17 protein-coding genes are annotated in these 19,391 nt (G+C 66.9%); 10 read left to right on the plus strand and 7 right to left on the minus strand.

The window, feature by feature from the left end; translation table 11 throughout:
- Nucleotides 1-264 precede the first annotated feature (264 nt).
- Nucleotides 265-1,308, plus strand: coding sequence for a LacI family DNA-binding transcriptional regulator (locus MC375_RS13215; protein WP_242104050.1), 1,044 nt, complete (start codon nucleotides 265-267; stop codon nucleotides 1,306-1,308).
- A gap of 23 nt (nucleotides 1,309-1,331) precedes the next feature.
- Here MC375_RS13215 and MC375_RS13220 read toward each other — a convergent pair whose 3' ends face one another.
- A complete protein-coding gene (locus MC375_RS13220) occupies nucleotides 1,332-1,850 on the minus strand; it encodes a hypothetical protein (RefSeq protein WP_242103870.1) in 519 nt (172 codons plus the stop codon).
- Between the two features lie 144 nt (nucleotides 1,851-1,994).
- Entirely contained in the window at nucleotides 1,995-3,674 is a 1,680-nt protein-coding gene (locus MC375_RS13225; protein ID WP_242103871.1) for an AarF/UbiB family protein, read from the minus strand.
- 274 nt (nucleotides 3,675-3,948) lie between these two features.
- Here MC375_RS13225 and MC375_RS13230 point away from each other — a divergent pair, with 274 nt between their 5' ends.
- The 3 genes from MC375_RS13230 to MC375_RS13240 are packed head-to-tail and all read left to right on the plus strand — an operon-like array spanning nucleotide 3,949 to nucleotide 7,837.
- The gene (locus MC375_RS13230) at nucleotides 3,949-5,367 is read left to right on the plus strand and encodes an MBL fold metallo-hydrolase (RefSeq protein WP_242103872.1); all 1,419 of its coding nucleotides are present in this window, start codon (nucleotides 3,949-3,951) and stop codon (nucleotides 5,365-5,367) included.
- Entirely contained in the window at nucleotides 5,364-6,884 is a 1,521-nt protein-coding gene (locus MC375_RS13235) for a thymidine phosphorylase family protein (protein WP_242103873.1), read from the plus strand. The genes MC375_RS13230 and MC375_RS13235 overlap by 4 nt, the downstream gene beginning before the upstream one ends.
- On the plus strand, nucleotides 6,881-7,837 hold the full coding sequence (locus MC375_RS13240; protein WP_242103874.1) for a ribose-phosphate diphosphokinase: 957 nt from the start codon (nucleotides 6,881-6,883) through the stop codon (nucleotides 7,835-7,837). The genes MC375_RS13235 and MC375_RS13240 overlap by 4 nt, the downstream gene beginning before the upstream one ends.
- Here the strand turns inward: MC375_RS13240 and MC375_RS13245 are convergent.
- Nucleotides 7,834-9,681 (minus strand): sensor domain-containing diguanylate cyclase, encoded by a 1,848-nt coding sequence (locus tag MC375_RS13245; protein ID WP_242103875.1) that lies wholly within the window; start codon nucleotides 9,679-9,681, stop codon nucleotides 7,834-7,836. The genes MC375_RS13240 and MC375_RS13245 overlap by 4 nt on opposite strands.
- A gap of 258 nt (nucleotides 9,682-9,939) precedes the next feature.
- Here MC375_RS13245 and MC375_RS13250 point away from each other — a divergent pair, with 258 nt between their 5' ends.
- Together MC375_RS13250 and MC375_RS13255 are read left to right on the plus strand one after the other, a co-directional pair.
- Entirely contained in the window at nucleotides 9,940-10,686 is a 747-nt protein-coding gene (locus MC375_RS13250; protein WP_242103876.1) for a response regulator transcription factor, read from the plus strand.
- Between the two features lies 1 nt (nucleotide 10,687).
- On the plus strand, nucleotides 10,688-12,688 hold the full coding sequence (locus MC375_RS13255; protein ID WP_242103877.1) for a PAS domain S-box protein: 2,001 nt from the start codon (nucleotides 10,688-10,690) through the stop codon (nucleotides 12,686-12,688).
- A gap of 1 nt (nucleotide 12,689) precedes the next feature.
- Here MC375_RS13255 and MC375_RS13260 read toward each other — a convergent pair whose 3' ends face one another.
- Nucleotides 12,690-13,388 carry a cyclic nucleotide-binding domain-containing protein gene (locus tag MC375_RS13260; RefSeq protein WP_242103878.1) on the minus strand — a complete coding sequence of 233 codons (699 nt, stop codon included), beginning with the start codon at nucleotides 13,386-13,388 and terminating at the stop codon, nucleotides 12,690-12,692.
- Between the two features lie 177 nt (nucleotides 13,389-13,565).
- Between MC375_RS13260 and MC375_RS13265 the strand changes: the two genes are divergently transcribed.
- Nucleotides 13,566-14,339 (plus strand): glucose 1-dehydrogenase, encoded by a 774-nt coding sequence (locus tag MC375_RS13265; protein ID WP_242103879.1) that lies wholly within the window; start codon nucleotides 13,566-13,568, stop codon nucleotides 14,337-14,339.
- Between the two features lie 52 nt (nucleotides 14,340-14,391).
- Here the strand turns inward: MC375_RS13265 and MC375_RS17825 are convergent, their stop codons facing one another.
- Complete coding sequence (locus MC375_RS17825) at nucleotides 14,392-15,222, minus strand: universal stress protein (protein WP_242103880.1); 831 nt, start codon at nucleotides 15,220-15,222, stop codon at nucleotides 14,392-14,394.
- Between the two features lie 164 nt (nucleotides 15,223-15,386).
- Between MC375_RS17825 and MC375_RS13275 the strand changes: the two genes are divergently transcribed.
- The gene (locus tag MC375_RS13275) at nucleotides 15,387-15,941 is read left to right on the plus strand and encodes a GNAT family N-acetyltransferase (RefSeq protein WP_242103881.1); all 555 of its coding nucleotides are present in this window, start codon (nucleotides 15,387-15,389) and stop codon (nucleotides 15,939-15,941) included.
- Between the two features lie 142 nt (nucleotides 15,942-16,083).
- Here the strand turns inward: MC375_RS13275 and MC375_RS13280 are convergent, their stop codons facing one another.
- Both MC375_RS13280 and MC375_RS13285 read right to left on the minus strand, forming a co-directional pair.
- Nucleotides 16,084-16,464 carry a hypothetical protein gene (locus tag MC375_RS13280; protein WP_242103882.1) on the minus strand — a complete coding sequence of 127 codons (381 nt, stop codon included), beginning with the start codon at nucleotides 16,462-16,464 and terminating at the stop codon, nucleotides 16,084-16,086.
- Nucleotides 16,465-16,471: 7 nt separating this feature from the next.
- Entirely contained in the window at nucleotides 16,472-17,311 is an 840-nt protein-coding gene (locus MC375_RS13285) for a universal stress protein (protein ID WP_242103883.1), read from the minus strand.
- Between the two features lie 316 nt (nucleotides 17,312-17,627).
- Here MC375_RS13285 and MC375_RS13290 point away from each other — a divergent pair, with 316 nt between their 5' ends.
- The gene (locus tag MC375_RS13290; protein WP_277929489.1) at nucleotides 17,628-18,602 is read left to right on the plus strand and encodes a L,D-transpeptidase family protein; all 975 of its coding nucleotides are present in this window, start codon (nucleotides 17,628-17,630) and stop codon (nucleotides 18,600-18,602) included.
- Between the two features lie 118 nt (nucleotides 18,603-18,720).
- Nucleotides 18,721-19,293 (plus strand): GNAT family N-acetyltransferase, encoded by a 573-nt coding sequence (locus tag MC375_RS13295; protein WP_242103884.1) that lies wholly within the window; start codon nucleotides 18,721-18,723, stop codon nucleotides 19,291-19,293.
- Nucleotides 19,294-19,391: the final 98 nt, after the last annotated feature.

Below are 19,391 nucleotides of genomic sequence, written 5' to 3' on the forward strand. Positions count from 1 at the left end.
GCCCGCCTCTTTTTTCAACGCAACAGCGCATTGGATCGACGACGGCCGGCACGGTCCAGCCGATGATCCGGACCTGGGCATGGCCATTCGCAACGCCGCCGGCCTGGCGATTTGCAACGGTGGCGCGCTCAGCGAACGCAGTCGCCAGGATCGCTGGTTTGCATCACACAGGACGCCAGTGCGCCATGCAGCGAACACACGGCACGAACTTGCAGGCCCGTCGGGTTTGTCGCACGATATCAAGGTTTTATCGATCTAAGTCGGATTGGTGACGCCTTGGAAAAACAGCGCAGGGTCACCCTGACCGACATCGCACGGGCTTGTGGAGTCTCGCGCGCGACCGTGTCGCTGGTGCTGCGCCGTAGTCCGCTGGTGCATGCGGAAACGCGCCGCCGGGTCGAGGCGGAAATGCGGCGTCAGAGCTACGTCTACAACCGCGCTGCCGCCAACCTGCGCCAGCGTGTGTCCACCACGGTGGCACTGGTCATCAACGATCTGTCGAATCCGTTCTTCGCGGAGTTTGCCGCCGGCGTCGATGAGGCGCTCGGCGCGAAGGGCTATGTCACCCTGCTTGGGAGCAGCAACGAGTCGCCCGAGCGGCAGCGCCAGGTGCTTGCTTCGATGATGGAGCACCATCCGGCCGGGATCATCCTGTCGCCGGCCGAGAACAGCGATGTCGCCGACGTGGAACTGGCGATCGGCCGCCATGCGCCGCTGCTGGTCTTCAACCGCGAGCTGACCGGGCCGCCGGTTCCGGGTTTCGAGTACGACTTCCTTGGCCTCGACAATCGCGCTGGCGCGCGTGCGGCGACCACGCGGCTGCTGGAACTGGGACACCGTCGTATCGCCTTTTATGGTGGCCACGCCGATTCCAGTTCCTGCCGCGAGCGCCGGCTGGGATACCAGGATGCGCTGAGCGGAGCCGGCATCGCGGTCGATCAGCGCCTGATGATCGAAACCGCGCCGACCCTCCTCGAGGCCAACGCGCACGCCGATGCATTGTTCGCCATGGATCCGGCACCGACCGCGGCCGTCTGCTACAACGACGCGGTGGCGTTGGGTCTGATGCTGGGACTAACCCGCCTAGGTCGCCGCCCGGGCGTCGACTTCGCCGTCACCGGTTTCGACAACATTCCCGAAGCCGCGGTCGGCATGCCCCCACTGACCACGTTGGATGCCGACCCGCGTGCGCGCGGGCGTCAGGTGGCCGAGCTCATTTTGCAGCGTGCAGCCGCGCCGTCGATGCCGCGGCGATCGGTGATCGTGCCCGTGCTGCTGACCGAACGGGATAGCACCCCGCATGCGTGATCTGGCTTGACCGGGTACTGCAGTCAGTCTTCCTCGCGGGAGGAATCCTTCTTCGCTTCTTCCTCGGCCTCTGGTTCGTCCGAGGCATCGCGCAGTGCATCTGCCAACGCGCGATATGCGTTTACGAACCGGTCCCGGGCGCGCTCCCAGGCCTGCGCGTTGGCCTTCTGCAGTTCCCGGTAGCGCTCTTCGAGCGCTGCGCGACGTTCGGTCACCCTTGCCATCGAGCGATCACGCTCGATCTGCCTTTTTGTTTTCACGGCTTCGGCTTCCGCCAGCCATTCCGCGCGGTAGCGGCGAATGCGCTGGTCCATGCGATCGGTTGCCGAGCGTGCGCGCCGCACCGCCTGGTCGCGCCGGGCCGTGGAATAGGCTTCGATGGCGCGTACGGCTTCGTCGACTTCCCGGCGCATCTCGGCGCGCTGTTCGGCTTCGGAGGCGGGTTCGGGTTCCGCGGTGACCGCGGGCTGCTGCTGATGTGCAGCCGCCGCCAGGCTCGCGGCAAGCATTGCCGCGGCCACGATGATATGGACGCTGGACATGCGAGGCTCCTCTTCGAGGGAAGGCCGGCACAGCCTATGCATCGAGTCGGCTGGGCATATTGACCAGGATCAAGGGCATGGCATCGCGCCGGCGCCCACGGTCCGGGAGTGTCGGGTCGACCAGTCCTGTGGAAGGCGCGTTCGTTAACGTCCACCGCCGCTGCGGAATATCGACCACAGCAGCCAGAGCCCGAGTAATGAAGCCCCGACGAAGCCCAGCAGCCCGAAGAACGGCAAGCCCAGCAGGGTCGGTCCACCCGACACCGTGATCACGATCGACGAGCCCACGATCAGCGCCGCGATCACCATGCTGCCCGCCAGCCGGTTCGCGGAGTGGCTGACCTGGCGGCTGAAATCGTCCAGTTCCTCCACCTGCACGTGCAGGCGCGCTCCTCCACCCCGCACCGCCCGCAGCAACCGCCGCAGTTCGCCCGGCAACGCCGCCATCAGGCGCACGGTATCGGTCATGGCGCGCGCACTCCGCATGGCCACCGCGCGCGGACTGTACTGGGCCGCGATGGCGCGGCGCAGGAATGGCCGGGCCTGCCGCGCCATGTCGAAGCCCGGATCGAGGCTGCGGCCCAGGCCATCGAGCGTGAGGCAGGTCTTGATCAGCAACGCAAGGTCGGCCGGAAGGGCAAGCCGATGGGAGCGCAGCAGTGTCGTGACCTCCAGCAGCATCCCAGCCAGATCCAGTTCGCCGAGCGGTATCCCGTGGTAGCGGTCGACGAACGCATCGATATCGACTGCCAGCTGGGTTTCGTCGACATCCGGTCGCTCGGTCCAGTCGAGCAGGATCTCGGTGACGCGGCCCGGGTCGCGTTCGACCAGTCCGAACATCAGATTCACCACTTCGGCGCGGCGCGTCGGCGACAGCCGGCCGATCATTCCGTAGTCGATCAGGGCGATGCGCCCGTCGCCAAGCACGAACACGTTGCCGGGATGCGGATCGGCATGAAAGAAGCCATCCGAAAGCACCATCTTCAGGACCAGCTGCGCCCCTGAGCGCGCGACCTGCACCCGGTCGATGCCGGCGGCCGCCAGCGCCTGGAGATCGGCGACGGGAATGCCGTCGACGAAGTCCTGCACGTTCATGCGTTCGCTCGTGTACGGCCAGTAGACGGCCGGAACGACGAGGCGGGGCTCGCCGACGAAGCTGGCGGCGATTCGCTCGGCGTGACGGCATTCGGCGGCGAGGTCCAGCTCGCGCATCAGCGAGGTCCTGAACTGGCTCACGATGCCGACCGGATGGAACCGGCGCAGATCGGGAAGGCGGGACTCGATCTTCCTGGCCACGTACTGCAGCAGGCGCAGGTCGGCTTCGATGACCGGGCGGATGCCAGGACGGCGCACCTTGGCTACGACTTCACGCCCATCGTGCAGGCGGGCGCGGTGCACCTGTGCGATCGACGCGGCCGCCAGGGGGACCGGGTCGATGGAACCGAATGCGGCTTCGGGAGCGACGCCCAGTGCTGCGCACATTTCGGAGCAGATGGCATCGAACGGCACCGGCGGAACCGCATTCTGGAGGCGGCTGAACTCGGCGATCCAGTCCGGCGGGAACAGGTCGACCCGCGTGGCCAGCACCTGGCCCAGTTTGACGAAGCACGGACCCATTTCCTCCAGCGCACGGCGCACGCGCACGCGGCTCGGCAGGGCGGCCAGCTCCTCGATGCGCTCCAGCGGCAGAAAGGTGCCCGCCCGCGCCAGCGCGCGGGTCAGGCCGAGCCGCTGTACCAGGTCGCCAAAGCCATGACGCACGAGGATGGCCGCGATGGCCTGGACCCGGCCTGCATCATGAGTCGCGATCAGCGTGTCCCACATGACGATCAGCCCTCACAGCGCAAGGTGGATCGGGCGTCGCGCACCCCGACACCCGCAGCGCTCGATCTGCGCAGCATGCGCATCGGCCCGGTCAGCGGCATTGATCGAGATCAAGGGCATCTCCGCCCATCCGGATGATGCTGGAGCCTGAGGTGCGGGCATCCGTGGCGATCTGTCGGGTCGTGATTCCATGCTCGAACGCGGCCGCCCTCCCCGAGCGCAGCGACGCCATCGCCAGGCGCTTCGTCCCAGACAATCCGCATGGAGCAGTTCGATGGCCGCAGCCAAGCGCAACGACTTCCGCCTGAGTTTCCTCGGCGCCACCGGAACGGTGACCGGCTCCCGGTATCTGGTGGAGGCCGATGGCAAGCAGGTGCTGGTGGACTGCGGGCTGTTCCAGGGCTACAAGCAGCTGCGCCTGCGCAATTGGGCACCGTTTCCTGTGGCCCCTGCCAGCCTCGATGCCGTCCTTCTCACCCATGCGCACCTGGACCATGCCGGCTACCTGCCATTGCTTGCACGCAACGGCTATCGCGGCCCGGTGCACTGCACGCCCGCAACCGCCGCGCTGAGCCGGATCCTGCTGCCCGACAGCGGCCATCTGCTGGAGGAGGAGGCGCGTTACGCCAACAAGAAGGGCTCGTCCAAGCATCACCCTGCCCTGCCGCTGTACACCCAGGAGGACGCGCAGGCCTGCTTGCGGCAGTTCGCCCCGCACCCGTTCGACGCGCCGTTCGCGCTGGGGGGAACGTCGGTCACCGCCGCCTTCCGCCATGCCGGCCACATCCTCGGTGCGGCGTCGGTGACGCTGGAATGCGACGGTACCCGCATCACCTTCAGCGGCGATGTGGGTCGGCCCCACGATCCGGTGATGCGCGCGCCTGCTCCGCTGGCGGCAACCGATATCCTGGTGATCGAATCGACCTATGGCGATCGCCTGCACCCGACAACGGACCCGCAGGAAGAACTCGGGCCGATCCTCAGCCGCGTGGCCGCGCGCGGTGGCGTGGTGGTGATCCCGGCTTTTGCCGTGGGCCGCGCGCAGGCCCTGATCCACCTGGTTGCCCAGCTCAAAGCCAACGGCGCGATCCCCAAGGCGCTTCCCGTCTATCTCAACAGTCCGATGGCGACCGATGCAACGGCGCTCTATCACCAGTTTCGCGGCGATCATCGCCTGAGCACGGCCGAGTGCGATGCGCTGCATACCTCCACCACCGTGATCAACACGGCTGAAGAATCGAAGGCGCTCAATCGCCGCGGGGGACCGATGGTGATCATTTCCGCCAGCGGCATGGCCACCGGCGGGCGGGTGGTCCATCACCTCAAGGCATTCGCCCCGGACTCGCGCAATGCGATCGTGCTGGCCGGATACCAGGCCGGCGGTACCCGCGGTGCATCCCTGGCGGCGGGTGCCTCGAGCATCCGGATCTTCGGCGAGAACATACCGGTCCGTGCCGAAGTCGTGCAGTTGTCCGGCTCTTCGGCGCATGCCGATGCCGATGAACTCCTCGCCTGGATGGGCGCAATCCCGGTGCCGCCCAAACGCGTGTTCATCACCCATGGCGAACCCGCGGCGGCCGATGCGCTGCGCCAGCGCATCGAGCGGCAGCTGGGGTGGGAGGTTACCGTGCCCGATTTCCGCGACACGGTGGACCTGCACGCGATTCGAGGCGGTCTGCGGGCGCAGACGTGAACGGTCGGCCCAATCCGGTCAGCCTGCGGGTCGTACGTGCGGGCATCGACACCTATCAGCAGCCCGTGGTCTACATGCACAAGGACTGCGAGGTGTGCCGCTCCGAAGGATTTGCGGCGCTCACCCGGGTGCAGATGAGCGTGGGCGACAAGGAGTTGATCGCCACGTTGAACGTGGTGGTGGACGATCATCTCGGCGCCGATGTGGTGGCGTTGTCGGAAGCGGCGTGGACGGCGATCCAGCCCGAGCCTGGCGCTTATGCGCTGTTCCACCACGCCGAACCGCCCCGCTCATCCGCGGCCTTGCGGGCCAAGGTGTTCGGGCAGCGACTGGAGGACGCCGACTACCTGGCACTGATGCAGGATACGGTCGCCAGCCGCCTGTCCGACATCGAGCTTGCCGCGTTCGTCACCGCCTGTGCCGGCGAGCGCCTGGACCACGCGGAAACCACCTCGCTCACCCGCGCGATGATCGCAGTGGGCCAGACCCTCGATTGGGGCGAAGGCCCGACCCTGGACAAGCATTGCGTGGGCGGCCTGCCCGGCAATCGCACCACGCCGATCGTGGTCGCGATCGTGGCGGCGTTGGGCCATCGCATTCCCAAGACCTCGTCGCGCGCGATCACCTCGCCCGCCGGCACCGCAGACACGATGGAAGTGATGACTCCAGTGGAGCTGAACCTGGCCGCGATGCGCCGGGTCGTGGCGCGTGAGGGCGGTTGCGTGGTCTGGGGCGGCAACGTGCGGCTCAGCCCGGCGGACGACGTGCTGATCCGGGTGGAGCGACCGCTGGACTTCGACAGCGATGGCCAGCTGGTGGCGAGCGTACTGTCGAAGAAGGCGGCGGCGGGTTCCAGCCATGTACTGATCGACATGCCCGTCGGCCCCACCGCCAAGGTGCGCTCGAACGCCGCGGCCGAAGCACTGACCGGCCGGCTCGGCAGCACCGCGGCGGCACTGGGGCTGCGCCTGGCGGTGCATCGGTCCGATGGCCGTCAGCCGGTGGGCTTCGGAATCGGTCCGGCGCTGGAAGCACGGGATGTACTGCAGGTGTTGCGCGGCGATGCGGATGCACCGGCGGACCTGCGCGAGCGTGCCCTCGACCTGACCGGCGAACTGCTCGACCTGGTGCCTGGAAGCGTGCTCGGGCAGGGCCGCGAACGGGCCCGCGAGACGCTCGCCTCGGGACGGGCGCTGGCCAAGTTCTATGCGATCTGTGAGGCGCAGGGTGGATTCACCGAGCCGACGCTGGCCGGCCATCGCGCCGAGATCCTGGCGCTGCACGCAGGGCGGGTCGCCACCATCGACAACCGGCATCTTGCCAAAGTGGCGAAGCTGGCCGGCGCACCTGCCGCCGCCGCCGCCGGTCTCACCACCGCGATAAGGATCGGTGACGCGGTCCGGCGCGGCGACCTGCTCTACACGGTGCATGCGCAGACGCGTGGCGAGCTCAAGTACGCCCTGGCCTATGCCCGCGCGCATCCGCAGATCATCAGCGTGGCACGGGAGGCGCCATGACGGTCGTGATCCTGCCCTTCCCTGCACAGGAAGCACTGGCCTCAGACCTCGGGGTCCTGCTCGAGCCTCACGGATTCGACGCCCGTGTCGGCCGGCTCGACTGGCGCCGCTTTCCGGACGGCGAATCCCTGGTCGCGATCGATGAAGCCGTCGACGGCGCCGACGTCGTCGTCGTGGCGAGCCTGCGCGACCCCGACGCGATGGCATTGGCGCTCCGCTACGCGGCCGCCACGGCGCGCGAGTTCGGCGCGCGCTCGATGGGCCTGGTTGCGCCCTATCTCGCCTATATGCGCCAGGATGCGCGCTTCCACCCCGGCGAAGCCATCACGGCGCCGCTGTTCGCAGGCTTCCTGGAAAACAGCTTCGATTGGCTGGCCACGGTCGATCCGCATCTGCATCGCATTCCGACGCTGGACGCGGTGTTCCGCATGCCTACGCGCTGCGTCGCCGCGGCGCCGGCCGTGGCCGAATGGATCCGCACAACGGTGCCCGATGCGGTCCTGATCGGCCCGGACGGGGAAAGCGAACAGTGGGTCGCCGACATCGCCAAGCGTGCGGCGTTACCGTACCAGATCCTGAGCAAGCGGCGCAGGGGCGATCGTGACGTCATCGTGAGTTTGCCGGATCCCGGCCTGCTGCGGGATCGGACACCTGTGATCGTCGATGACATCATTTCGACCGGGCAGACGATAGTCGAGGCGCTGCGGCATCTGATCGCGGCAGGGCTGCGACCGGCGACCTGCGTGACGATCCACGCCGTCTTCGCCGCTGGCGCGTACGAAAATCTGCTCGCCGCAGGCGCCGGGCGCATTGTCAGCACGGACACCATTCCGCATCCATCCAATGCCATCGGACTCGCACCCCTGCTCGCCCAGGCGGCGGCGGAGCTGTTGCGCGGCGCGCCCGGGAAACCTGCTCAACCGGCGAGCGAAGGCCGCAGCCCGGTCATCTAGGCCGGCCGCGAACCCGCTTCGGCCGTGTCCTGGTTGGCTGCGCCGGCATGCAGCGACTTCATGCAATACGTGTTGCGACCCGCCTCCTTGGCGGCGTACAGCGCCGCGTCCGCGCACGACATCAATGTCCTGGCGTCGACCGGCGCGTGGGTGTATGCGATCCCGATGCTGGTCGTCACCTTCAATTCTCTGCCCTCCACGCGCATCGGCTGGGTCATCGTCTCGATGAGCTTGCGCGCAATCGTTTCCGCCGCGTCCGGCAGCGCGGCGTCGTCGACGATCACGACGAATTCATCGCCGCCCAGGCGGGCGACGAGATCCGTGGCACGCACGTTGTCCAGCAGGCGCTGCGCGAATGCGCACAGGATGCCGTCACCGATCGCGTGGCCATGCTTGTCGTTGATGGTCTTGAAATGATCGATATCCAGGTAGAGCAGCGCGATCGGGAATTCATGCCGGCGCAGGCGCAATATCGCCAGCGACAGGCGTTCGTCGAACTGCCGCCGGTTGGCCAGGCCGGTCAGGGTGTCGGTGCGGGCCAGACGCTCGAGTTCGCGCCTGCTCTCTTCCAGGGCGTGCTCGGTGGCGATGCGCCGGGTGACGTTGCGGCCGGCGTAGATGATGTCCCACTCGCCCTCCCTGTCCGCGCTGGGAATCGGTCGCGTCACCGCCTCGACCCAGACGTAATGGCCGTCCTTGTGGCGGACCCGGTAGACCTCCGTCTTCGGTTCGCCCGAGGCAATCACCTGCGCCATGGAGTCGGCTTGCCGGTCGCGGTCCTCGGGGTGCACCAGGCTCCAGCGCGTGCCCAGCATTTCATCCGCCTCCCAGCCCAGCATGTCCTTGGCCGAGGGCGAAACGTAGAGGCGCTCGCCGTTCGCGCGCATCCGCACCACGACATCGTGCGAATAGTCGGCGAGCATCTTGTACCGCTGCTGGCTGTCGCGCAGGCGCTGCGTCAAACGTTTGTGCTCGGCCATGGCCAGCGCCACCGGTATGGTCATCAGGCAACCGGCCGCAATATAGAGCTGCAGCAGCGCGATGCGGCTCGAGGGTGCGATGTTCGCGATCGCCGCCAGCGGCCCCTGCCCCATCGCCGTGGCGATGCTGCCGATCAGGGCCAGCAGGACTACGCCGACGGTCACGCCTGCGAAACCATGCCGGAACGCGCCGAAAAGCAAGGGCAGATAGGGCAGGAACAGGACTGGATAGGGGGAAGAGAACGCCGCCAGGGCCACCAGCACCAGCAACAGCATCGTGCCAACGAAGCTCCCGCGCTTGCCCGAGGCGATCACCAAGCCAAGCCCTTCGCGCAGGGCAACCAGGGTAAAGGTTCCGACGATCACCATGCCGACGACGTGCGCGGCGTACCAGGTCAGCAGGTGAGTCAGGAACGAACCACCTGATGTGACAGTGATGGCCATTGCGGCAAGGACGCCGGACACCGCGCAGGCGATCAACGTGCTGCCTGTCGCGACGACGCCCAGGGTGATCCATCGCTTGGGATCGCCGACATCGCCGACGATGCGCCGGATACCGCCAGCAACGATCAGGACCTCGACGATATTGCTGGCGGCGAGCGCCAACCCGTACCCCACCGAATAGCCCGTCAGCAGGTGCGCCAGGAAATCCGCGGCAAGTCCACCTGCGATGTAGCCGGGCCACAAGGACGTAGACCTGGACAACAGCCAGCCACCCAGGATCCCATTGCCGATCCAGACCGCTGTCAACTCCCCCGGCCCGAGCGCCAGCATCAACGAGAGCCAGTCGGTCGCACCGATCAGCAGAATCAGGACCGCGAGATCCTTCCACTGGCGATGCGACATCGTTGAAGGTCTGTCCATGGCGGCAACCGATCCTGGATGACTTGGCCCGATAGTAGCCCACAAATATTGTTGCGCCCGCGCCCTGCATTTGCTTCACCGCAGCATCCGCGACACAGCCGCCAGCCGTCCTGCGCGCTCCGCATGGGCATTGCCTACGTCATCGCGACTGCAAGTCAATCACTATCGGCATTGAATCAAGCCATCGCTCCGCGTCCTGCGCCGGACAAGTGGCCGCGCCCGCATTACCATGGACAGGAATTCCCTGGAACCGGCGGCATGCGCGCCCCATCTCCAACTTCGCCAGAATCCAGAGCGCAGGCACCGCGCGTGCTGGTGGTGGACGACGAACCCGAGATTGGCGCCCTGCTGACGCGCTACCTGGGGGGCCAGGGCCTGCACGTGACCGTAGTGATGGACGGTGCCCGGTTTCGTGCTGCGATGCGCTCGCCCGAGTTCGACGTGGTGTTGCTGGATCTGGGCCTGCCGGATGAGGAAGGGTTGGGCCTGATCCGCGAACTCCGCACGCACTGGCAGGGCCCGGTGATCATCGTCAGCGGACGCGGGGACTCCGTCGAACGGGTGGTCGGCCTGGAACTGGGCGCGGACGACTACGTCACCAAGCCGTTCGACCTGCGCGAACTGCTGGCGCGCATCCGCTCGGTCTTGCGCCGCGCGCAACCGCCTTCTCCGTCGACCGGGAACACGCGCGCGCTCTGTTTCGAAGGGATGCGGCTCGAGCTCGATGCGCGTCGCCTGATCGGGCGCGACGGCGAACCCATCAGCCTGACCAGCGGCGAGTTCGAGCTCTTGCGGACCCTGCTCGAACGGCCGAACGTGGTGCTTAGCCGGGACCAGCTCATGAGCGCCATGCACGGACGGACGGCTGGCCCATTCGATCGGGCCATCGATATGCAGGTCGGCCGGTTGCGCCGAAAGATCGAAGCCGATCCGGCCAACCCGCAGCTGATCAAGGCGGTTCGCGGCGCAGGCTACCTGTTCGCTGTCGCGGTTGTGCGCAACTGACATGACCCCGGTGTTTTCCCAGCTGTTCGAATCGGTCCCGGATGCCCTGCTCGTGGTCGGCCGCGACGGCCGGATCGAGCTGGCCAACGAGAACGCCGAGCGCCTGTTCGGCTACGCGTCCGGCCAGCTCAGTGGGTTGAGCGTCGAAGAGCTGGTTCCGGCCGGCGCGCGCGAGCGGCATCGGGGTCACCGGGAACGCTACATGCACCAGCCACGCGTGCGGCCGATGGGCGGGGCCAACATGACGCTGGTGGGACAGCGGCGCGACGGCCAGCAATTCCCGGTCGAAATCGCGCTCAGCCCGCTGGATGCCAGCGATGAGGCACCGCGTTATCTGGCCTCGATCCGCGATATCTCCGAGACCCAGCGCGCCCGCCAGGCGCTGGCGCGGGCGCGTTACGACACGGTGCTCGCCCGGATCGGCCAGTTGGCGCTCGCGTCCACCGACGAAGAAAGCGTCATCGGGCGCCTGCCGGGCCTGCTGGCGGAGGTAATGGACGTGCCGGTCGTCGCGGTCGTGGTCGTGCGCGGCGAAGAGGCCATGGTCAGCGCGCAGACTGGCCTGGAGGCCGCAGACCTGGTCGACCCGCAATGGCTGTCGCTCGAACAGGGGCCTCTGCAGCGCGTGTTGCAGAGCGGACAGCCCGTGCTGGTCCAGTCCCCAGAGCTGCCTGGGCCGCCTCCTCCATGGCCGGTCGAGACGGCCAGTGCGGCGCTGATTCCGCTGCTGGATCGCTCGCGTCCGATGGGCGCCCTCGTCGCGCTGTCGCCCCAGCCGGCCCGCTTCGATCACGACGCGCTCCAGCTCCTGCAGCAGACCGGAAACCTGGTGTCCGCGCTCATGCAGCGCCGGCGCACCGAAGAGCAGCTTGCCCACGCCCAACGACTGGAAGCCGTCGGCCAGCTCACCGGCGGCGTCGCCCACGATTTCAACAATCTGTTGACCGTATTGTCGGGGAGCCTGCAGCTGCTGGAAATCGAATGCGAGGGCCAACACGATGCATCCGAGATCATCAGCAGCGCGTTGCGTTCGGTCGAGCGCGGAACCGAGCTGACTTCGAAGCTGCTCGCCTTCGCGCGGCGGCAACACCTGTCTCCCCGCGTCATCGACGCCGGGGCGCTGCTGGCCGATCTGGAACGGATGCTGCGCCGAACGCTGGGCGAAACGGTCGTATTGCGGATCGACTGCGAACCCGGCCTCTCGCCGCTCTACGCCGATGCTTCGCAGTTGGACAGCGCGCTGCTCAACCTGGCGCTCAACGCCCGCGACGCCATGCCCGGAGGGGGAGAAATCACGATCACGGCGCGGGAGCGCTGGGTGACCGCGGAGCCCTCGACGCCCGGGCAGCGCCCCGGGCATTACATCGCCTTCACGGTGGCCGATACCGGTCACGGCATGTCACCGGCGGTCGTGGCGCGAGCGTTCGAGCCGTTCTTCACCACCAAGGCCATCGGCCGCGGCAGCGGGCTGGGACTGAGCATGGTGTACGGCTTCGTTTCGCAGAGCGGCGGCTACATGCATATCCACAGCGAACCACGTCAGGGCACGCGGGTCGAACTGTTCCTCCCGGTGGCCTCCGCAGATGCAGCGATGCGTGAAGCGCCCGCGCCGGACGTGAACGTACGTGGATCGGAAGCGATCCTGCTGGTGGAGGACGAAGCGGATGTGCGCGCCATCGGTGGAGCCTTCCTGCGGTCGCTGGGCTACGACGTCGTGGAAGTGGGCAGTGCGGCCGACGCACTCGAACGACTGGCTTCGCGCGAGGATTTCGCGTTGATCTTCAGCGACGTCATGCTCGGCGGAGGCATGAACGGCATGGAGCTGGCGCAGGCCGCGCAGGCGTTGCGGCCGCACATCGGGGTGCTGCTCACATCCGGATACGACGATCCATCGATCCAGATCGAGTCGCCCCAACGCTTCGAACTGCTGCGCAAGCCGTATCGCCGTGAGGCGTTGGCCACGGCGATACGCCGCAATATTCAGGCGCCACCGCAGCCCTGACTCAATGCGTGCCGAGCATGGCCCGCAGCGCGGGTGCATTCTCGATGCGGATTTCGCGCCCTTCCACCTGGATCATGCCCGCCGCCGCCAGGCGCGACAGCGCCCGGGTAACCGTTTCCAGCTGCAGCGACAGGAAGTTGCCCAGCTCGGCCCGGGTCATGCGCAGGAACAGCTGCCGGGCACTGAACCCCAGCGCCTCGAGCCGCGTCGCCAGATCCAGCAGAAATGCCACGACGCGCTGCTCGGCGTTGAGCGTGCCGACCGTCAGCATCCAGCGCCAGTCGCGCCGCAGCTCGTTCGCGAGCATCGCGGTCACCAGGGGCAGCGCCTCGGGCAACTGGGATTTCAGCAGGTCCAGGGGCAATTCCCAGACCTCGGAGGTGTCCAGGGCCACCGCCGAGCAGGCGTGCGTGGGCGTGTCGTAGGAATCGATCGCCAGCAGATCCCCGCGCAGATGGAAGCCGGTGATCTTCTCGCGTCCATCCTCGCTGAGGACGCAGGTCTTGAAGCAGCCGGCATGGACCAGGTACAGCGCCTTGCAGGGCTGGCCTTCGCGAAACAGCGTTTGCTTGGGCTGCAGGCGGCGACGCAGCAAGGGCATGCCCCGTAGCAGCGCCTCAAGGCCAGGTCGCGTCGTCTCCTGGTCGGCAGACGTCACAGGGGTCGGCTCGCAGGACATCACATGGCTCTCGATCAGCATGGCGGAGCTCTCCTGAAGGACAGCCGGCACGTTAGGCCGGCTCGGTCATCGGACGATGTCGCTTCTGTAACGGACGGTAACGGCCGGTCACGCGGGGCGTCCGGGTTGATCGCGATCAAGCCCCTGGCCGGCTCCCTGGGGTCAACTTGGCTCGAGCCCGCTTTGCGAGTCCCCGCCATGAATCGCGTCAAAGGCAAGACCTGCATCGTCACCGGGGCTGCGCTGGGCATCGGCCGCGCCTGCGCGCAAAGACTGGCGGAGGAAGGGGCAAACCTGGCGCTGTTCGACGTGATCGACGATGAAGGACGCGGTCTGGCCGACGCCCTGCAGGACCAGGGCATGCCCGCACGCTACTGGCATGTCGACGTCGCCAGCGAGCGATCCGTGCAGGCGGCGATCGACGGGGTCGCGAATCACTATGGATCGATCAACGTCCTGGTCAACAACGCCGGTATCGCGGGCGTCGACAAGCCCACCCACGAGGTTACCGAGGATGAGTGGGATCGCGTGCAGGCGGTGAACGTCAAGGGCGTGTTCTTCTGCACCAAGCATGCGATTGCGCACCTGCGGCGTGCAGGCGGCGGCAGTATCGTCAACCTGTCGTCGATCTACGGGCTGGTCGGGGCTCCGGACGTGCCGCCCTATCATGCATCCAAGGGGGCGGTGTCGCTGATGACCAGGACCGATGCCATGTTCTATGCGCCCGACCGCATCCGTGTGAACTCGGTCCACCCGGGATACATCTGGACGCCGATGGTCATCGGCCACGTGAGCTCGGGTGGCGCGACCGACCTGGCCGCGGCGCGTGAGGAACTGGGCCAGCTGCACCCGCTCGGCCATGTCGGGGAGCCGGACGATATCGCCTGGGGCGTGGTGTACCTGGCCTCGGACGAATCGAAGTTCATGACCGGCGCCGCACTGGTGATCGACGGCGGCTATACCGCACGATGAGAGCGCAGCCCCGATCCGCTACGGGTCTGGCGTCGCGACTTCTTCTGACCACTCAGTGCGAGAACAGCACCGGCAACCGTGCGTGCTCGAACAATGTCCGGGTCACGCCGCCGAACACCTGTTCCATCGCGCGCGAGCGGCTGTAGCCGCCCGCGACGATCAGCTGGGCACTGGATTCCGCCGCATAGTCCAGGATCCGCTGCCCACTCGAACGGTCTCCGGATTCGTGCAGCTGCAGACGGATGGCGACCTCGTGTCGCCGCAGGTGACGCAGCAAGGCCTGCCCTATCGCTTCGTCCTTCGGCCAGCGAGCCTGGTCGTCGTCGACCATCAGCATGTCGATGGCCCGCCCTGCCCGCAGCAGCGGCATGGCATCGTGCACCGCCCGAGTCGCCTCACGGGTCGGCTTCCAGGCGATCAGGATGCGCTCGAACGCATCGGGCACCGGCGCTGCCTCCGGCACCAGCAGCAGTGGCCGCCCACTGCCGGTGAGCAGGCCTGCGAACAGTTGCCGGGCGGCATCGTCGACCCGCTCGCCACGCTCCATCACGACCAGGTCGGAATAGCGCGCCGCGACCAGGGCCATTTCCGTCGCCGTCAGCCAGGGGCTGGCGCAGCGGCGGATCTCGTACGGAGCGGTACCGCCGACCAGACGCGCCTCCAGCTTCGCGGTCAGGGCGGAAATCGCGGCGTCCGCGGATTCCTTGAGGGTCGTGAACACGCCTTCCGGGTAATAGTCCCAACCGGCGTTCGGCGTGATCATGCTGACGCCAACAAGGGCGACTACGTGCCCGCGATTCGCCTCGGCGAGCTTGCTGGCCGTCAGCAGCGCCGCATCACTGATGTCGCCCTGTACCACTGGAACCAGGATGTCCTTGAACACGACGGCGACTCCGTGACGATCACGGACAAATCATCTTCTAGTCGGGCGCGCCGGCATTGATCCATGTCAAGTCCGGCAAGCCGGGCGAACCGTTGACCTGCATCAAGGTCCATCCGCCTTTCACCGGCTAGCCTGGTGCGGCACCTCGACCGGGAGTCCGCCCCGTGACCAGCACGCCGCTCGTCCAGCGCCCGTCCATCGGCCCGGAATACCCGCGCTGGTCGCAATCGCTGCGCGATCGCAGTCACGTCCTGATCCGCCCGATCACCACCAAAGACGAAGCTGCCGAGCGTGCGTTCATGCAGGGCCTGTCGGATCGGGCGCGGCGTTTCGGATTCCTCGGCGAGGCAGAAGGGCCGGGGGAGCCGACGGGCGAAACATGTGTCGAAGAAGGCCGTGGGCACGATGTCGCCTTCGCAGCCTTCACCATGGATGACAGCCGCGAGCGCATGGTCGGGGTTGCCCGCTACAGCACGGACGATTCCAGCCAGCACTGCGAGTGCACCGTTACGGTCGACGAGGAGTGGCAGGGCAAGGGATTAGGAACCGTGTTGATGAGGCACCTGATCGAGGTGGCCCGCATCCGTGGCATCCGCAGGATGACATCCACTGCTTCGGCCGAGAACGTCCAGATGCATGATCTGGCGGAGCACCTGGGATTCCAGGCGCGGGTCGATCCGCAGGATCCCAGCCGGGTGATTTATGCATTGAGCTTGTAGAGGCGGCTGCGAGCGCGAGTGTTATACGTCGCGGAAGGCCGCCTCTTGGGCGAACTGAACTTGGTTGCGGGTCGACCGGAATTTGAGCAGCGGCACTCCTGCAATCTCGGGTTCGGTGATGCGGAAGATTGGCGGGCAGATCTCACCCTTCCTTCGAACCCACGCTCTCCGTTGGCGGCCCGGCGCCGATCGATGCGGCGGCTTGCCCGTGCTGGCGATCTTCCCGGGCCAGTCCGGTTCTGGCCAGACGCGCAGCCTCCAGATATTGGTCGTAGCACACGTAGAAGCGCCGCCACAGGGCCGGCAGCTCCTCCCTCGGCGCCAAGACCATGTCGCTGTAACAGCCCGCCAGCACGGCGTGCAATCTGTCCAGTTCGGCAACGGTTTCTTCCACCATGATGCGATGCGCGCGGCCCGTGCCGGTCGCGCTTCTCTTCAACATCAACGACAACTCGGACAGGACGCTCGCCGAGCGTTCCAGCGCGGTTCTCGCGTGCTTCAGTAGATCGACGGTGACCTGCATCTGCCGCTCAATGTGAGTAGAGAACCGGGATGTGTGCGGCCTGCAACAACTCGCGCGTGGTGCCGCCGAGCATCCATGCCCGCAACCGGTTGTGCCCATAGCCGCCGGCGACGAGCAGTTGTGCGCCTGACTCGGTCGCGTGGCGCAGCAACGCCTGGGCGACGCCCTCGCCGCGGCGTGGGATAGCGACCACGTTGACCTCGAGCCCATGACGGGCGAGATGGGTGCCGATGTCGACGCCAGGATCCTGCCCATGCCCGGATTCGCTCACGACCGGATCGACCGTCACCACGTCGACCGACGACGCGAGCAGCAGGAACGGAAGCGCGTCATGCAGGGCGCGGGTGGCTTCACGCGTGGGTTGCCACGCCACGACCACGTGCGTCGCCGGCAGGCGTGCCTGATGGCCGGACGGAATCACCAGCAGCGGCCGCCCCGATTCCAGCAGCAGATCGCCGAACAGTTCGCGGACGACCGCATCATCGGGTGCCGAAGAGGGGCCGGCCATGATGACCAGGTCCGAATAGCGCGCATGCAGGGACAGCATTCGCCCAGGGTCGCCCAGTCGCGATTCGGCGATGCGCACCTCCCACGGGATCGTCTCGCCCTTCATGCGGTCCCGGAGCCGTGCGGCCCGGGTCTCGCCGGCCTTACGCAGATCACGATCGGCGTCCGCGATCAGCACGTCGGGCTGCATCCCCCACGGACTGGGAAGCGGCAATGGCAGGTTGATGGTCTGGACGAGGGAAAGGTGCGCGTCCAGTTGCGAGGCAAGTTCAATCGCAGCCGCCAAGGCGTTCTCGTCCCCGGCGGTGCCGCTGGCAGGAAACATCAGATCCCGGAACATGGCGGCTCACTCGTCTGGAATGGGCGTACGGTTGCATCCCGCGCGGACGCGGCCGTTGATCTGGGTCAACTCTCCTGCACGCCGTGGCGGCGACGTCATCGGGCGGTGTGGATCCTCGTGCGCCTGTCGCCTCGATGTCAGGCCAAGTTGATCCCGATCAATGAGCCGGAGCCCGGGCTGCGGGAAGGTGTACCCGCCACGGTTCCCCGGATTCAATGTCGACTCGATGCTGGAGTGCGACTTCGAAATCCCACGCCTGTCGCGGTCGTCCCATATCGAGGTGCGTACTTTGTCCGCTGCGCGCACAAGCAAATGGATGCTCATCGCGTGCCTGATGCTGGTTGCGCTGCCGTCCCGGCCACAGACGTTGCCAACTACCACATCGGGGACGCTTCCAGACTCCGGCTTCCTCTGGCTGCCACAACTGGCGCCCGCAGGGCCGATGACGATCGTCGTCAGCCTGCCGTTGCAACGGGCCTATGTGTTCCGCAACGGGATCCGAATCGGCGTGTCCAGGGTCAGCACGGGAAAAACCGGCTACGAAACGCCAACGGGCGTATTCACCATCCTCCAGAAGCATCGCGAGCACTATTCCAACCTCTACGATGACGCGCCGATGCCGCTGATGCAGCGCCTGACCTGGGACGGCGTCGCGCTGCATGCCGGACAGGTGCCGGACTATCCGGCATCGCACGGCTGCATCCGCCTGCCCTATGCCTTTGCCGAACACCTGTTCGACGCGACAACGACCGGAATGACGGTGATCGTCAGCGCTTCGCGCGATGTCGCCGCGATCGTTCAGTCGGAACCGCTAGCGGCGCGCATGGACACCCCTGCGCCGCGCACCGCACAGGAAAGTGGCTACCACTGGGAACCGCAACGTTCGGAAACCGGGCCGGTCACGGTGGTCGTGGGCGCGGTCGAGCAGGAAATCGTGGTGTTGCGCAACGCCGTCGAGATCGGTCGCGCGCCGGTCAATATTGCCGCCGGCACCTGGCACGGCACGCGTGCCTATCTGCTGTTGCAAGGCTCAGGCCCGGGAACCAGCCGCGTCGTGCCCGGGCGACCCGCGCTTCGCTGGTTGGAGATCCCGCTCGGGCCGGTGTCCGAGACTGCATCCGATCCGGCCCAGGCGATCGACGCGGGTCTGATGCGGTTCGATCCGGGCTTCGCTGCCCGGATCTACGACGTGCTCGTTCCCGGCGCCACCGTGCTGGTGACCGACGAGCCGGTCGGGACCCGCCCGGTCTCTGCCGAAGCCTTACTGGACGCGGAGCGGCCAGCCGAATGAGCGCGTTTGCCTGGGCAAGCACGCAGTGGCAACGCTCGACGTTCGTTTGACCTGCATCAATACCTGCCGCGGCGCTTCTGCAATTCTGGCTGCATCGTCCGTACGTCAGGAGCGCGTGATGAATGAGCCCACATCCGGTCCGGCCTATGTCGGCCCCGATTATCCGAGGTGGACCCAGACTCTGTCCGATGGCCGCCAGATAGTGATCCGGCCGCTCAGCCGGCGCGACGCCGCTGCAGAGCGCAGCTTCATCGAAGGCCTCTCGGACCAATCCCGGCGCTACCGCTTCCTCGGCCAGGTTCCGCATCCCAGCGACGAATTCATCGAGCAACTGACCGACATCGACTACGCCAACGACGTCGCCCTGGCTGCCGTCGTCCAGGACGATGGCGGCGAAAGGATCGTGGGCGTCAGCCGCTATGCGGCCGATAGCACGCGCGAACGCGGCGAATGCGCGGTGGTGGTCGCGGACGAATGGCAACACAAGGGGCTGGGCACTGCGCTGATGCGTCACCTGATCGGGATCGCGCAGGACCGCGGGCTGCGCCTGCTCGAATCCACCGACATGAGCGAGAACAGCGAGATGCGCGAACTCGCACGCGACCTCGGCTTCCATTGCCGGGTCGATCCCGAGGACGCACACCAGGTGATCTATGGATTGCCTTTGCCAGGCCCGTCTCGCGTGTCCTGAGCCGTCCGGCGGTCATCCGGACGTGATGGCTGGGTGAACGCCGGCAGTTGCTTGAAACGTGCGATACCGTCGTCGCAACGCGTCCATCCCACGCGCTG

Source organism: Lysobacter sp. M2-1 (genome assembly GCF_022662495.1).
GTDB lineage: Bacteria > Pseudomonadota > Gammaproteobacteria > Xanthomonadales > Xanthomonadaceae > JAKPBU01.

What these genes read in the sequence shown, in the direction of transcription:
- MC375_RS13250 (WP_242103876.1), top strand. Translation starts at nt 9,940, where the DNA reads ATGCGCGCCCCATCTCCAACTTCGCCAGAATCCAGAGCGCAGGCACCG.
- MC375_RS13280 (WP_242103882.1), bottom strand. Translation starts at nt 16,464, where the DNA reads ATGCAGGTCACCGTCGATCTACTGAAGCACGCGAGAACCGCGCTGGAA.
- MC375_RS13230 (WP_242103872.1), top strand. Translation starts at nt 3,949, where the DNA reads ATGGCCGCAGCCAAGCGCAACGACTTCCGCCTGAGTTTCCTCGGCGCC.
- MC375_RS13265 (WP_242103879.1), top strand. Translation starts at nt 13,566, where the DNA reads ATGAATCGCGTCAAAGGCAAGACCTGCATCGTCACCGGGGCTGCGCTG.
- MC375_RS13225 (WP_242103871.1), bottom strand. Translation starts at nt 3,674, where the DNA reads ATGTGGGACACGCTGATCGCGACTCATGATGCAGGCCGGGTCCAGGCC.
- MC375_RS13240 (WP_242103874.1), top strand. Translation starts at nt 6,881, where the DNA reads ATGACGGTCGTGATCCTGCCCTTCCCTGCACAGGAAGCACTGGCCTCA.
- MC375_RS13295 (WP_242103884.1), top strand. Translation starts at nt 18,721, where the DNA reads ATGAATGAGCCCACATCCGGTCCGGCCTATGTCGGCCCCGATTATCCG.
- MC375_RS13245 (WP_242103875.1), bottom strand. Translation starts at nt 9,681, where the DNA reads ATGGACAGACCTTCAACGATGTCGCATCGCCAGTGGAAGGATCTCGCG.
- MC375_RS13260 (WP_242103878.1), bottom strand. Translation starts at nt 13,388, where the DNA reads ATGCTGATCGAGAGCCATGTGATGTCCTGCGAGCCGACCCCTGTGACG.
- MC375_RS13255 (WP_242103877.1), top strand. Translation starts at nt 10,688, where the DNA reads ATGACCCCGGTGTTTTCCCAGCTGTTCGAATCGGTCCCGGATGCCCTG.
- MC375_RS13285 (WP_242103883.1), bottom strand. Translation starts at nt 17,311, where the DNA reads ATGTTCCGGGATCTGATGTTTCCTGCCAGCGGCACCGCCGGGGACGAG.
- MC375_RS13220 (WP_242103870.1), bottom strand. Translation starts at nt 1,850, where the DNA reads ATGTCCAGCGTCCATATCATCGTGGCCGCGGCAATGCTTGCCGCGAGC.
- MC375_RS13290 (WP_277929489.1), top strand. Translation starts at nt 17,628, where the DNA reads ATGCTCATCGCGTGCCTGATGCTGGTTGCGCTGCCGTCCCGGCCACAG.